This is a genomic window from Rhodococcus sp. ACPA4, from assembly GCF_002300185.1.
Taxonomy (GTDB): domain Bacteria; phylum Actinomycetota; class Actinomycetes; order Mycobacteriales; family Mycobacteriaceae; genus Rhodococcus_F; species Rhodococcus_F globerula.
On sequence record NZ_NSDY01000001.1, the window covers coordinates 3,066,954 to 3,080,869 of the forward strand.

A 13,916-nucleotide genomic window follows, 5' to 3' on the forward strand; every position below is an offset into this window, starting at 1 on the left:
TGTCCGACTGATCCGCAATCGCTCGTTCGACTATTGGAGGAGAAAGATGTCAGATATTTTTGCAGCTCCCACCGAAACCCTCGCACCTGCGTACACCGGCAGGCTCGGCACGGATCCGATTCCCGCGCTACGCCTACCCAAAGCCGAATCCGATCCCGAAGCGGCATACCGGTTCATCCACGACGAGTTGATGCTCGACGGTAGTTCACGACTGAATCTCGCCACTTTTGTCACCACGTGGATGGACCCTCAGGCTGATCGTCTGATGGCCGAAACGTTCGACAAGAACATGATCGACAAGGACGAGTATCCAGCAACGGCGGAAATCGAAACTCGTTGCGTCAACATGGTTGCCGACCTCTTCCACGCAGAAGGACTGACATCCGACCCTGCCTCCGCGACCGGGGTCTCCACGGTCGGCTCCTCCGAGGCCGTCATGCTCGGTGGACTCGCCCTCAAGTGGCGGTGGCGCCAACGCCGCGAGCAGGAAGGCAAAGACGCTACGAAACCGAATCTCATCCTCGGTAGCAACGTCCAGGTCGTGTGGGAAAAATTCTGCCGCTACTTCGACGTCGAACCGAAATACCTGCCAATGGCCAAGGGCCGCTACGTGATCACCCCCGAACAGGTCCGCGACGCTGTCGACGAGAACACCATCGGCGTGGTCGCGATTCTCGGCACCACGTTTACCGGCGAACTCGAACCCGTTGCCGAGATCGCCGCAGCACTCGACGACATCGCGGCCAACGGCGGCCCAGACGTACCGCTGCATGTCGACGCGGCAAGTGGCGGCTTCGTGGTCCCGTTCCTGCACCCGGAACTGAAGTGGGACTTCAAGATTCCACGTGTTGTATCGATCAACGTCAGCGGCCACAAGTACGGCATGACCTATCCGGGCATCGGGTTCGTGGTCTGGCGCTCGAAGGAATATCTACCCGAAGATCTGGTGTTCCGCGTCAACTACCTCGGCGGAGACATGCCGACCTTCACCCTGAACTTCTCCCGATCAGGTAATCAGGTCGTCGGGCAGTATTACAACTTCATCCGCCTCGGAGTAGCTGGTTACACCCAGATCATGGAATCTCTACGCGATACCGCACTGATGCTGTCCGCGGCGATCTCGAAAATAGACAACATGCACATCATCACCGACGGCACCGCCATCCCGGTCTTGTCCTTCGAAGTCGTCGACGACCCGGGCTTCACCGTCTTCGACATCTCTCACGAACTGCGAGCACGCGGCTTCCAAGTTCCCGCGTACACGATGCCCGCAGATGCCGAAGATGTCGCCGTCCTGCGCATCGTGTTACGCGAAGGCTTCAGTCAAGACCTCGCATACAAACTGGTAACCGCGATCAACGAAGTCGTCCAACAACTCAGGAACAGCGCCGCCGACCGACCTGCGAGGAAGGCATTCGCACACTGACCGCCACATGCACCCTGAATAGGTCAGGCCGGCCGAAGGTGGCCTGACCTATTCTTCAACATATTCAGTGTGCCAATTCGTCCTTCTTGGCGCGAACCTTTTCGAGTGCTGCCTCCGCACGTTTACGTGCGCGCTTTCCCTGCACCTCGGTTTGTTCGGATACAACCTCGGCCCAGTCGTTGCTCTTCGCGCGTGCAAGTTCTGCGATCTCGGCACTGTGTTTGCGCGTCAAGTCTGCCAGTTCAGCCCGACGCTCGCGCGCGGTCTCGGCGAGTTCGGTGCCACGCTCCAAAGCCGAATCGGCGAGTTCGGAGCCTCGCTCGCGCGCCATCTCTGCCAGTTCGGAGCCACGCTTCTGCGCGACCTCCAAGAGATCCGGCCCACGCTCCTTTGTAGCTTCGCCAAGTTCCGCTGCTCGTTTGCTTGCGATCTCCGCAATCCCCGAACCCCGTTCCTTGGCCAGTTCGATCCAATCCGTACCGTGCGCTTTGGCAGTGTCGCCGAGTTCGGAGCCACGCTCCGATGCCACAGCCATTGCATGTTCGACACGAGAACCAGCGTTATGGCCCTGTGCCGCGACCAGCGGAAGTGCAGCGACAACCGATGCCCGCGCCTTTTTTGCGGCGCGACGTCCGCGCCACCCCAGAGATGGTTTTCCTTCGGTGTCGACGGATGCGATTATCAACCCACCGAGCAAGCTGACATTCTTGAGAAACTGCGTACGCTGCATCGCGCGCACCGAGGGATCGGTCTCGTTCCAAAAATCGTGACCGACGAGCGTGGTGGGCACCAGGCTGCCAGCGAGGGCTATCGACGCAAGGCGGGGCGCTTTGCCGCTGGCCAGCAACACACCACCCCCGATCTGGATTGCAGAGTTGATCTTGACGAGCGTTTCCGGATCAGCAGGGATCTTCTGCTTGACCGCTTCGGGCAACGTCCCGACACATTTGTCGATCAATGGCGCCGCTTGAACTGCTCGCTGGGCAGGATCACGCAGCGCATCGATTCCTCCTGCGATGAAAAACGTAGAGAGCAACGGACGAGCGATTCTGCGTACCAACATGTTTCAAGCCTCCCGATATAGATTCGTAATTCACCACAGCGATCAACGAAAGAATTCGATCCGACTACGTACTCGCCAGGCTCTCCTCGTCGACCGCTCGGTTCGTCGCGCACAGTAAATCTAACCGCCACAATACAGATTTTGTGCGAAGAAGTTGGGCAGTCGAGCCATCACTGGGCGTTCCAGTGGACATTTTCCGCTCAGTTCGGCGTTTCGAGGCCAGTTCAGATGGTTATTTACGATCGCAGTATTGCCAATTATCTATGCTTGCTGGTATAGATTTTGGTAGTTGACAGACAGACAGAAAGACGACGCGTGCGGGTGGCGGGAAGCTGGAGGACACAACCGCGAAAAAATCGGCACCCACTTCACGAAGGAGCCGTACGCCTTGGCTGGCGATAGAGCACGAAAACCTTTGTCTATCAATGAAAGCGAGTCCCACATGCCCGACGAACTCATCGTCCGGCGCGTCATCGGCGCACCCACCTCGTCTATATTCGCCGCGCTGGCGAACCCCGAGGTACAGGCAACGATCGATGGCTCCGACATGCTCAGAGGAGCAATCGATCCGAAGCCGCTGAACGGTGTCGGCGACACGTTCACGATGCAGATGTATCAGCCGGCACTCGGTGAGTACGTCATGGAGAACACCGTATTCGTATACCGAGTCAACGAAGAGATCGGCTGGATTCCGAACCGCCAAGGCATGAAGCCTCGCGGCACGCGTTGGTCGTGGCGGCTCGACGTCGTATCGGAAGGCAGTACCGGCCTCACCCAGGTATACGACTGGTCCGGCGTCAAGGACGCGGAGTTTCGCCAAGCGGCGCAATTCCCAAGGGTCACGGAGGAGCAGATTGCCGCAACGATGAACCGTCTAGCCGACCATCTCGGCGTTCCCGTCGAAGAATGGCAAGAGAAGAGTGAACAGAACTGAAGCGTCGATGCCACCGCAGGGGTGAAATGCACACGAATGCGGTGACACACTCTCACCTCGGGGGCAGCATGACAACCACAGACAATTCATCCGGACACGATGGCGGGCGCGACACCGCAAGCCGAGCCTCGGACGATCGAGCTGATGCTACGCGTCGCCCAGAGCTGACAAGCCTTGCCGGTGCGCTTGGAAATTCACATGACCCGGCATACCCCTCTGACGTGTTGTTTGCCAGTTTGTCCGAGATCAACGGGGTCACCGCCCTCTGCGTTCGCGGCGAAATCGACGCAACGTCCCTGGCTTCGTTAGGCGCTCACCTGCAAGACATCAGCGATGAAGGACGCCCCTTTGTCATCGACTGCACCAACTGCCACTTTCGCAGCACTGCTGAACTGTCCATCCTGAGCGCTCTGGCAGCGCGCGTGAACAGACTCGGCATCACCTGGGCGCTCGCAACCGATCACAGGACCATACGGTTACTCGAACTGATGGAATTCGATACCAGGATCGATGTCTTCAGCTCCCTATCGGAAGCTGGAGCTTTCGTATCCGCTTCCGCAACGGAAAGAACTTCCTCATGAACAACATTCGCCAAAATGGCGAGGGCCACGCGGACTTCGTCGTGGTCGCCAACCGCCTACCTGTCGATTTGGAACGCCGTCCCGACGGCACCACATCATGGAGACGAAGTCCTGGCGGTTTGGTGACGGCTTTGGAACCGATTTTGCGAGCAAAAAGTGGTGCGTGGGTGGGCTGGCCCGGAGTGCCGGACGAACACGTCGAGCACTTCACGGAAGACGGCTTGGCGCTGTACCCAGTCTCGTTGTCGTCGCAGGAGGTTGCGGAATACTACGAAGGTTTCTCGAATGACACCCTTTGGCCTCTGTATCACGACGTGTTGGTACCGCCTACCTACGATCGAAACTGGTGGGGTTCGTACTCTGCAGTCAACCGCAGATTTGCCGAGGAAGCTGCACGATGCGCCGCTCCCGGAGCGACGGTCTGGATACAGGATTATCAGCTGCAACTCGTACCGAAGATACTGCGCGAATTGCGCCCCGATCTCGAGATCGGGTTCTTCCTGCACATCCCCTTTCCACCAGTCGAACTGTTCATGCAGCTGCCGTGGCGCCGAGAAATTATCGAAGGCATGCTCGGTGCCGACCTCATCGGTTTTCATCTACCCGGCGGCGCCAACAACTTCCTTTTTCTCGCACACCGACTTCTCGAATTGGAGACCACCCGAACGGAAGTAGGGAGCGTTCTGGGACAGGTCCAGACCCACGATCGAATCGTCAATATAGGCGCCTTCCCCATCTCCGTGGATTCACACGAACTCGAAGCCGCAGCCAAGGAAGACACGATTGTTGCTCGCGCCATCGAGCTCCGGCGGGAACTCGGAAACCCCGACAAAATCCTTCTCGGCGTGGACCGGCTGGACTACACCAAAGGCATCGACCTTCGACTCGAAGCGATCAAAGAACTACTCGACGAAGGACGTCTCGATGCCGAGCACACGGTCATGGTGCAACTGGCCACCCCCAGTCGCGAACGCGTGCAGCACTACATCGATCTCCGCGGTGTCATCGAGGAACACGTGGGGCATATCAACGGTGACCATGCTCAGATCGGTCACCCGATCGTGCACTATCTGTATCAACCGGTCTCACGAGACGAGCTGATCGCACTGTTCGTGGCTGCCGACGTCATGCTTGTCACGCCGAAACGCGACGGAATGAACTTGGTTGCCAAGGAGTACGTAGCCTGCCGCGGCGACCTTGGCGGTGCACTCGTTTTGAGTGAGTTCACCGGCGCTGCAATGGAATTGCGACAATCCTACTTGGTAAACCCTCATGATCTCGACGGTGTGAAGAATATGATCATGACGGCGCTCCACCAAGATGCAGAATCAGGACGACGCCGCATGTCCGCCCTGCACCGTCAAGTCATGTCCCACGACGTCCACAGGTGGGCCCACTCATTTCTCACTACGCTCACAGATTCTGCGGCCAACGGCACCGTCCGCGATCTCACCGACACCGAACACGACCTCGCCGTCAATGCATGACGGGCGAACGACCATCCGACGACATCGACGAAAGGCAGGGCTCTCGATCCAGAGCCTGATTAACCGGAAAGCACGCGGAGGTTCAACATGCCTGACCAGTACGCAATGCAGGATCCCACCACTCAATATCCCGCGCCGATACGCGACCGGCAACCGGAGATAACGCACCCCGGCCTCACGGCTGAGGTGGTCACTACCCCCGACCACGGCGAACACACCTACCGCGGTACCGGACGTCTCGAGGGGCGCCGCGCGATCATTACGGGATCAGATTCCGGAATCGGGCGAGCAGTAGCGATCGCCTTCGCTCGTGAAGGTGCAGATGTGGTGCTGAGTTATCTCGACGAGGAAGAAGCAGATGCGCGGGAAACAGCCCACTGGGTCGAGCGGGCGGGCCGGAAAGCGGTGGGAGTCCCAGGCGATCTCCGATCCGAAGAGCACTGCGCTGCACTTGTGGAGACTGCCGTCCGCGAACTCGGCGGCCTCGATATCCTGGTGAACAATGCGGCCTTTCAGATGGTGCAGCTCGGCGGGATCGCCGACATCACCACCGAACAATTCGATCGCGTGATGAAAACGAACCTCTACGCACTCTTCTGGCTTTGCAAAAATGCGATTGCCGTGATGAAGCCAGGATCAACGATCGTCAATACATCATCCATCCAAGGCGCCGCTCCCTCGCCTGAGCTCCTTGACTACGCCACCACCAAAGCCGGCATCATCGACTTCACGAAAGGACTGGCCGCCGACGTCGCCAAGAAAGGGATCAGAGTCAATGCCGTTGCTCCAGGGCCGATCTGGACCCCGTTGATTCCGGCGACGATGCCCAAGGAGAAGTTCGAGACATTCGGGGACGACGTACCGCTCGGGCGAGCCGGCCAGCCTGCCGAACTCGCACCGGCCTACGTGTTCCTCGCGTCCGGCGAATCCAGTTACACCACAGGTGAAGTCATCGGAGTTACCGGCGGTAAGCCACTTACCTGACGACCGCCGTCGTTCGCACTCACCTGCCCCCTCTAGTCCCCGCAACGATTCGGCTGCTTGTCGTGATTCGCTGTACGGCGCAGTTCGGCGGCCGATTCCTCGAGATCGGTGTGGCTGATCGACCGACCTATCCAGAGCCCCACTAATGCTCCCAGGACGATCCAAACTACGACAATTCCGACAATCCACCACATAGCTGGAAGTGTGCCACAACCAACCCGAGTTGAAGACCTTGGTCCCGCATATGGGCCGAAAGCGTTCAGACATTCGAGCGAGCGGACTGCAGGGAACGTAGGCCAGTGCGCAACTCAGGTGGTCCGCCGACCTCAGGTGTGAACATCTCGTCGGCGGACCAAACCGTAACCGCCCCACCGTGCCTGAACGTAAACGCAGAGTGGTCTAGTTCACATCCGAGCGATGCGCCGACAGCGCCTACCAGGAACTGAAACTGTTTTACCGGCGCAGTTCCAGCCTGTCCGTGACAGCTGTCGTAATTGACCGCGACAGTTACTCATTTCGCCTAGCCGACGTTGAGACTGCGTCGACACAACCATTGCCAGAGTGGTCGGCGAACTGCTTCCGGTACGAGGAAGGAGTGGTTGCGAACGCGGATACGAAGTTCTGCCGGAAGGTGACAGCGCTCCCGAACCCACACGCGCCTGCAATGGCATCGATACTCCAGTCTGTCGTCTCCAGGAGAACTCGAGCCTCACCCAGTCGTTGTTCTTGAACCCACCGTGCCGGCGTAGTCCCTGTGGCAAGACGAAACTGACGGATGAAGTTTCGCCGACTCATCCGCGCCTGACCCGCGAGGCGGTCGACGGAAAGCGGTTCGTCAAGCCGACCGAGCGCCCATTCCAGCACGTCTGCAACAGCTGTGTCGCCGGCAGATTCCGCAAGTGGTCTCTCGATGTACTGAGCCTGGCCACCCTCTCGATGCGGTGCAACAACAAGGTTTCGCGCCACGCGGGTGGCCGCTGCGGATCCGAGGTGTTTCCGCACAAGATGCAGGCACGCATCGACCGAGGACACCGTCCCGGCGGACGTCATCACGTCGCCATGATCGATGTAAAGCACCGATTCGTCCAAGCGGATGCTGGGGTGGCGTTCGGCAAGCGTGGGCATCATGTCCCAGTGTGTGACAGCCGAGCGACCGTCGAGGAGTCCTGCGTCAGCGAGAGCAAAAGCGCCGAGGCACAGCCCTACGATCGGCTTGCCGCGGGAGTGCGCTCGGGAAAGTTCGGCTCGCAAGAGCTTGCTGATCGGCGAAAGTGGTAGCGGCCATGAGGGAATGATCACGATGTCGGCCCAGTCGAGCGTCCGCAGTCCCGCTACCTCGCCGATCGAGTACCCCTCGGTGGTCCGAACCGCGCCCGCTCGGTCGGACCAAAGCCGAGTTTCCCAGCCGTGTGCAAGTCCGAGGCGACCCACCTCACCGAACACCATCATCGGTGCCGCAAGGTGAAACATCGTGACATCGTCAAACGCGTACACGGCGATTCGCATCGGCTCTCCCAGACGTGGCGCAAAATCATCGAAAGTATGCACCCGTGCCACTCACGGATGCATACAAACCTACCGAAGAATGGAACACGATCATCCGGATAGCCGATCCGGAACTGTATCCGAACTGCCATCAGGAGTGATGAACTGTGACTACACCCCGCCGTGCCCTTATTGTCGTCGACGTCCAGCAGGAGTACTTCGACGGGCCTCTGCAGATCCAGTACCCGCCGCGTGAAGAATCGCTGGCCAACATCCTCAGCGCGGTCAAGGTTGCCGGTGCCAACGACGTTCCCGTCGTCGTCGTTCAGCACCAGATGCCCGAAGGCGCCCCGGTCTTTGTCGAAGGGACACCCGGATGGTCACTTCACCCGGAACTCGAGGGGCATATCGACCCGGCGACCAAGCGAGTGCACAAGCAGTACGCGAGCATATTTGCCGGCACCGATGTAGCAGAATGGCTGCGCGCGAAAGACATCGACACCATCACGATCGTCGGCTATATGACCAACAACTGCGACCTCGGCACCGCAGTGGAGGCCGAGGCTCTCGGGTTCTCCGCAGAGATTCTTTCCGACGCCACCGGGGCGATCCATTTGGCAAACGAGGCGGGACAGGTTTCGGCCCAGTCACTGCACGAGACACTCATGGTTCTTCTGCAATCGAACTTCGCAGCGGTCACGACGACAACCGAGTGGGCCGACGCCGTAGATTCCGGGACGAGTCTACCCAAGAGCAATCTTGTGGTCTCGGCGATCCAAGGGCGCGAGTCCGTGACAAGCTGACATCCCAATAGCACAGGGCGACAATCGGATCGGTTTTCCGACTCCGCACCGGTGCCGACCGACACCAGGTCGGCACCGGTTCAGTTGTTGATTGCTCGCCAGACACGGTATACGTCCCTCGCCCTCCATGCTCGCCAACATATGCTGTCACGGACCGGTGAAAAAGCCGTCGCCCATGTCGATCCCGGTTTCCAGCTCCGATATCTCGTGGGTGCACGTTTTATTTTTCCACCGCAACGGAATTCCGGTTTCCTCGTCGAACGCAACAGTGGAATCAAGACCTGCCCAGTCCGGCGGCATCTCGAACTCCCACGCGCGCCGCCCATTGACCTCTACTGCCCGGCCGGCCGTATCTGGCGGAAGAAGGTCGGCGAATCTAGCGTCCGGCCAAGTCCTGTGTATCTGGAGAAGTTGCGTGATGTGAATATCGAGACTGTAACCACCACTTCGCACTTCGAGCACACCGTCGGTGCGGAACCATGTCTGCTTCTGCCGGTTCTGCAGAAAGAGCACTCCTTCGTCGTCAGCCAGACGGATACAGGTGCGAGGTTTGAACCAGAATTCGAGTTCCGCGCTGGGGCGACCGCCAGGAGGCCTCTCCTTGAACATCATTCCGTGCAGCGGAATCCGCTCCGCAGCCTTGTAGTGTCGCGCTACCTCGCGCCACTGCGAGGGTGGGTTCTGTGTCGGGGCAGCGCGACGATCCACCTGGAGGGTCCTCCCCTCGCCGGGTACAACTGCGACCGTAAATGGTCCTGCCTCAAACAATTCGGCGGTTACAGCCACACCGGTGATCCGCTCGGCCAAAGCAAAAGCGCCTTCCATGGCATGCTCGCCCGGTTCGTTGAGCGCATCGTCGTCGATTCCGATTCCACCGACTTCCCAGATCAGATCCACGACTCGCTCGTCCCCGATCACCGGGCCGGATCCAAACAGTTCGAACGCGGCCACACGTTCGCAGTTCGACCACCAGATGAACTGACTGTCGGCATTGACGCTGAGAGAGTGCGCTACCACCTCGCGATCGGGTAGCAGCGGCCGCATCAGCGCTTCGGTGACAGCGAAGGACCCGCCGTTGAGCTGGATCAACAACGTGTCATCGCCGTCTATCGCTGCAACCGCGATCACATGCAGACTGCCAAGTCCGCTTGCGACGGCCTGATCCGCGAGGTCTAGCTCCACCTCGCCGACCTCGGCAACGCCAACTGCCTCCAAGTGCACGTCCGAGTCCGAGTGCGAACTCGCGGCACCAAGAAGACTCAATACCTCTGCCGGAGAGCGACCGGGGATGACAGCAGCGCAGTATCCGAAGGCGAATCGCTTGTCCAGGTACGGCTGAAGCCATAAATAGTCGTGATAAGTAGGCACAGTCACACGCTGCCACAACGCCCGTCAAACGACGTACGGTTTCGGCAACGTCACCAACCCGGGGCAGGCCTGAAGGGAGAAGGAATAATCCCCCGCATGAATTGGAATTACAGGCCCACAGAAACCGGGTGGTTCGTCAAAGTTGCCGAAGAGGACTCGACAATAACGATATTCGACCCCGCGGGGATCCTGCGTGGCGAGTTGTTTCCGACCCCTGTCGACGGGATCGATCGCGACACGCTGACGCTCCGCAAAGGCCATCCTGCCGTACTCCGCTTGCCCGACGGCACGATCGGCACATTCCTCGATCAGAAGCCAAAGGCGATGCGCCGGAGAAACAAACGATGTGAAGTCGCGATCGCAGACCGGACGTATCTCTTCGCACACACATCAGGCCGAAAGGCAACGGCGCTGCGTGACGGAATCCCTTTGGCGCGCATGGAACGTGGACGCTGGTCCCGCAGAAACACCATCACCCGAAAATCGCTCGCGGTAGTGGACGCTCTCGACGAGTGCGTACTGACGATTTTCGAAAAAGTCGTGACACCCGGGCGCACGGGTGCATTTGATCAAGTGATCTCTGATTTCAGCAATATCTGAACTGCGTTTCGCCGCCGAGCACGACAGCAGCCGGGCCGTAATGTACGGCCCGGCTGCAGCACTCACGCGCATCAACTGGAACTCTGAATTCGCCTAGCTGCTGAACCAGATGGACGCGATGGACTTACAGGTTGATTACGTCACCAACGAAGATCTGGTCAGGATCAACGATCTGTGGGTTCATGTCCCAGACCGCCTGCCAGGTGAGGCCTCGCTCTGCACCGATCTCGAACAAAGTATCGCCGGCTGCAACAACCACCGATTCGCCCGATACGGGAGCCTCTACCTCCGGAATGCTTTCTACCGGTGCGGGTTCGGATACCTCAGACTCGACAACCGGAGCCGGATCCGCAGCAGGCACGGGTTCCGGTGCAGGCGCGAGTTCCGGTGCAGGCGCGAGTTCCGGTGCAGGCGCGGCCGCGAGTTCCGGTTCCGGTTCTGGTGCGGGTGCAGGCGCAAGTTCAGGTTCGGGTGCAGGTGCAGGTGCACTGCTCACGCCAGTTTCACACGCGCCGACCGAACTCAGGAAGGACATGGGATCGACGGCCCCGCCACTGTGAATGCGGAGATGCAAGTGTGGCCCGGTGGAGCTACCGGTGTTGCCCGTTGCGCCGATCTGGTCGCCGACCGCAACGCGCTGTCCGACACCGACCCACGTTTCGGAGAGGTGACCCATCTGGATCTGCTCACCCGAATCTGCTTCCAACTGGATGTACGTGCCGTATCCACCCGGATCGTTCGGTCCGGCAACAGAGATCGTGCCCGACGTAGGCGCATGGAGCACCGTGCCGACGTTAACGGCGAAGTCGACGCCGTCGTGCCCTCCGTGGTAGCCCTGCGAGAGCGAGCCATTTACCGGCCACTCCCAGTTACAGCTCGCCGACCAGCTTTGTGCACCGGCCATACCGGAATTCACTACTGCCCCGGCGCCCACGAGAGAGCCCACTCCTGCAGTTACGGCGATGAAACGAATTGTGGTGGAGGTCTTGCGTTTGTTGTGCTTACTCATATTTTCCTTGACTGATGTGGTCGGAGCAGGTGCATGCAGGCGGCACTCAGTGCGTGCTGAGCCGCGTGGCTTTCAGCACCAACCCCGTTGGGATGACTTTTGGAGACACGCCATGGCGAGAAGTGCACTTAGGACTCTCACGACCACGGACGCATGGGTATCAAGCGAACGTCCAACTGTTGCGCCGTGAAACCGCGCGGGAGGACGGTCGGTCCGAGACACTCGCTATCTGCTGGCGACAGCCCTGACCGAACTTGGATCCAGAGCGAAACGGCATTGGACCCGATCCTGCGTCGGGGGCTTCGAAGCTACATCACCAAACCGATAGCTCTTCGAAGACTGCTCAACGGCGGGCGGGTGTCTACCCAAGTTGTCGGGAATCAGGGGGTGAAACATGCAGATCCTTGCGTTGCGGACGGAAGCACTCCATACGATGCCGCTTCCAGAAGCTGCGTGCGACGGCTGAATTACCCAGGCGCATACCTGACTTGGTGATTTCGACCCGACCGGTCGATATCGCGACTCAACGATCGCTCACGACCTCGAACTGAGCACGATTTCTAGGCAGATCCGTGCGATCGGAATACGCAATGCCGGGAGGCCTTTACCACTGCTCCAGCTCACCGTGATACCAATCCGATAACGAAAGCTCCATCAGCTGGGCTCGTTCATAACAGAATCCAAATCTGATGCGTGCCAATTCAATTCGGATGACACCGGGCAGCGACGCCGCGACATAGATGCTACTCGCGGCGAGCAACGCGTTCTGCTCCAAAGACTGCACCCTCGGAAGGCTCGGCGAGTGCCCCGAGTTCGGAAGTCAAGCGAAGACGCCGATTAAAACCCGCTGTTTGGTTTCGTTGCTGATTCAGCGAGGCAAGGGGGTACCTACCCGTACCGGTTGAATTACCTGTTTCGGTACCCGTTTTCAGCTGCGTCGATGCGCGTCACACTGCTGCGTGAGAACCAGAGCGGACAATCGGGTTTTTCTCGAATAATGCCGTCAACTGCACTTATCTCTTTCGACTGGGATGCCGACGCGACGGTTCACGAGCGGTCTCCCCCTAAATGTCGTCTGCTACGCGGCGAACGCTGGACCATGCCCGCGATCGCTTACTCCTGCCCGCATCTGTCGATTCCCAGAACTTCACGCCACCAGGACTCGCGTTCGTCGGATTCCGTCCAAACAACTGGATCCATGTCACTCCTATTATTCAACCCACCTTCCCCACTGTTACCCATCCCACAATTCCTGAAACCCTGCACCAACGTGACGGAATGCGTGGATGAACGTCAGAGGACGGGGACGAAGGACGAATCGACGGCAGCGCAACGCTCCCGACGTCGACACAAAAGCTGTAGCAGAGTGGGCGTGAACACATCCACGTGAGCGACCGGCAACGACGGCACGGCCAGATCTGGGACATCGCCGCGAGCTGACCGGCGGCAGTCCGGCGCGGTGTTATTCGGGCGCGGTGCCGGTGTCGTTCTCGGTGTGCCGGGCTTGCTGGAGTTCGGCATTGATACGACGCGCTTCGGCAAGTTGATCTTCGAGGATGATGATGCGGCACGCCGAGTCCAGAGCAGTGCCATTGGCGACAAGCTCGTGAGCGCGCGCAGCGATCCGGAGTTGGTAGCGAGAGTAACGGCGATGCCCTCCCTCGGACCGTTGCGGAGCGAGGAGCTTAGCGGCGTCGAGACTGCGTAGGAAAGCTTGCCTGACACCGAGGATATCTGCGGCCTGGCCCATGCTGTAGGCCGGATAGTCCTCGTCGTCGAACTTGTCGGACAGCGCACTGTCAGGGAGCTCAGCCGGAATGAGTGGCCTCTTTCTGTTAACGGACGGGACCCCCGGCGCCGTAGAGGCCGCCGGGGGTCGGGGTTGAACTTCCATTACACAACTGCACTCTTTCGAGCTCCCGGACCCAAACATGCTGTCCGGTAGCCGCTCTCAAGGGGCTGCCGAGGTCGTACACACTGACAACACAACCAACGGCCTCGACGCGACCCTGCCCTGCGGTACCGCTTGCGGGTAGTTCATTTCTCCCGCACTTCTTGGTTCTTTCTTCCTTGCAAGAGAAAACTTACAACGACTTGAACCAAATGTCTACCCTCGTCGCTACAGAAATTTTCCAGTGGCGTCTGGAACAATGCTCCTATGCGAAATACCCCGAAA

12 protein-coding genes are annotated in these 13,916 nt (G+C 59.3%); 7 read left to right on the forward strand and 5 right to left on the reverse strand.

Features of this window, described 5'->3' with window-relative positions:
• The first annotated feature begins 46 nt into the window (after positions 1–46).
• Positions 47–1,426: a glutamate decarboxylase gene (locus tag CJ178_RS13910; RefSeq protein WP_033231603.1), complete on the forward strand. Its 1,380-nt coding sequence runs from the start codon at positions 47–49 to the stop codon at positions 1,424–1,426.
• Positions 1,427–1,490: 64 nt separating this feature from the next.
• Here the strand turns inward: CJ178_RS13910 and CJ178_RS13915 are convergent, their stop codons facing one another.
• A complete protein-coding gene (locus CJ178_RS13915) occupies positions 1,491–2,489 on the reverse strand; it encodes a DoxX family protein (protein WP_045064418.1) in 999 nt (332 codons plus the stop codon).
• A gap of 442 nt (positions 2,490–2,931) precedes the next feature.
• On the opposite strand from CJ178_RS13915, the gene CJ178_RS13920 reads away from it, so the two are divergent.
• From CJ178_RS13920 to CJ178_RS13935, 4 genes are all read left to right on the forward strand, one after another.
• Positions 2,932–3,423, forward strand: a complete 492-nt coding sequence (locus CJ178_RS13920; protein WP_051730259.1) for a hypothetical protein — start codon at positions 2,932–2,934, stop codon at positions 3,421–3,423.
• Positions 3,424–3,491: 68 nt separating this feature from the next.
• Positions 3,492–4,004, forward strand: a complete 513-nt coding sequence (locus tag CJ178_RS13925) for an STAS domain-containing protein (protein WP_179300755.1) — start codon at positions 3,492–3,494, stop codon at positions 4,002–4,004.
• Positions 4,001–5,491 (forward strand): alpha,alpha-trehalose-phosphate synthase (UDP-forming), encoded by a 1,491-nt coding sequence (locus CJ178_RS13930; protein ID WP_095886955.1) that lies wholly within the window; start codon positions 4,001–4,003, stop codon positions 5,489–5,491. Before CJ178_RS13925 ends, CJ178_RS13930 begins: the two co-directional genes overlap by 4 nt.
• Before the next feature lie 87 nt (positions 5,492–5,578).
• Positions 5,579–6,475, forward strand: coding sequence for an SDR family oxidoreductase (locus CJ178_RS13935; RefSeq protein ID WP_033231606.1), 897 nt, complete (start codon positions 5,579–5,581; stop codon positions 6,473–6,475).
• Between the two features lie 507 nt (positions 6,476–6,982).
• Here the strand turns inward: CJ178_RS13935 and CJ178_RS13940 are convergent.
• Positions 6,983–7,981 carry a GlxA family transcriptional regulator gene (locus CJ178_RS13940; RefSeq protein WP_051730261.1) on the reverse strand — a complete coding sequence of 333 codons (999 nt, stop codon included), beginning with the start codon at positions 7,979–7,981 and terminating at the stop codon, positions 6,983–6,985.
• A 146-nt stretch (positions 7,982–8,127) separates the two neighbouring features.
• On the opposite strand from CJ178_RS13940, the gene CJ178_RS13945 reads away from it, so the two are divergent.
• A complete protein-coding gene (locus tag CJ178_RS13945) occupies positions 8,128–8,763 on the forward strand; it encodes a cysteine hydrolase family protein (RefSeq protein WP_033231608.1) in 636 nt (211 codons plus the stop codon).
• Between the two features lie 147 nt (positions 8,764–8,910).
• Here CJ178_RS13945 and CJ178_RS13950 read toward each other — a convergent pair whose 3' ends face one another.
• Positions 8,911–10,131: a DUF6461 domain-containing protein gene (locus CJ178_RS13950; protein ID WP_133637937.1), complete on the reverse strand. Its 1,221-nt coding sequence runs from the start codon at positions 10,129–10,131 to the stop codon at positions 8,911–8,913.
• A 96-nt stretch (positions 10,132–10,227) separates the two neighbouring features.
• Here CJ178_RS13950 and CJ178_RS13955 point away from each other — a divergent pair, with 96 nt between their 5' ends.
• Positions 10,228–10,731: a hypothetical protein gene (locus tag CJ178_RS13955; protein WP_033231610.1), complete on the forward strand. Its 504-nt coding sequence runs from the start codon at positions 10,228–10,230 to the stop codon at positions 10,729–10,731.
• 124 nt (positions 10,732–10,855) lie between these two features.
• On the opposite strand, the gene CJ178_RS13960 is transcribed toward CJ178_RS13955, so the two are convergent.
• Positions 10,856–11,740, reverse strand: coding sequence for a M23 family metallopeptidase (locus CJ178_RS13960; protein ID WP_257013143.1), 885 nt, complete (start codon positions 11,738–11,740; stop codon positions 10,856–10,858).
• Positions 11,741–13,202: 1,462 nt separating this feature from the next.
• Entirely contained in the window at positions 13,203–13,634 is a 432-nt protein-coding gene (locus CJ178_RS13970) for a MerR family transcriptional regulator (RefSeq protein ID WP_371851288.1), read from the reverse strand.
• Positions 13,635–13,916 lie beyond the last annotated feature (282 nt).

What these genes read in the sequence shown, in the direction of transcription:
- CJ178_RS13910 (WP_033231603.1), top strand. Translation starts at nt 47, where the DNA reads ATGTCAGATATTTTTGCAGCTCCCACCGAAACCCTCGCACCTGCGTAC.
- CJ178_RS13915 (WP_045064418.1), bottom strand. Translation starts at nt 2,489, where the DNA reads ATGTTGGTACGCAGAATCGCTCGTCCGTTGCTCTCTACGTTTTTCATC.
- CJ178_RS13920 (WP_051730259.1), top strand. Translation starts at nt 2,932, where the DNA reads ATGCCCGACGAACTCATCGTCCGGCGCGTCATCGGCGCACCCACCTCG.
- CJ178_RS13925 (WP_179300755.1), top strand. Translation starts at nt 3,492, where the DNA reads ATGACAACCACAGACAATTCATCCGGACACGATGGCGGGCGCGACACC.
- CJ178_RS13930 (WP_095886955.1), top strand. Translation starts at nt 4,001, where the DNA reads ATGAACAACATTCGCCAAAATGGCGAGGGCCACGCGGACTTCGTCGTG.
- CJ178_RS13935 (WP_033231606.1), top strand. Translation starts at nt 5,579, where the DNA reads ATGCCTGACCAGTACGCAATGCAGGATCCCACCACTCAATATCCCGCG.
- CJ178_RS13940 (WP_051730261.1), bottom strand. Translation starts at nt 7,981, where the DNA reads ATGCGAATCGCCGTGTACGCGTTTGACGATGTCACGATGTTTCACCTT.
- CJ178_RS13955 (WP_033231610.1), top strand. Translation starts at nt 10,228, where the DNA reads ATGAATTGGAATTACAGGCCCACAGAAACCGGGTGGTTCGTCAAAGTT.
- CJ178_RS13960 (WP_257013143.1), bottom strand. Translation starts at nt 11,740, where the DNA reads ATGAGTAAGCACAACAAACGCAAGACCTCCACCACAATTCGTTTCATC.
- CJ178_RS13970 (WP_371851288.1), bottom strand. Translation starts at nt 13,634, where the DNA reads ATGGAAGTTCAACCCCGACCCCCGGCGGCCTCTACGGCGCCGGGGGTC.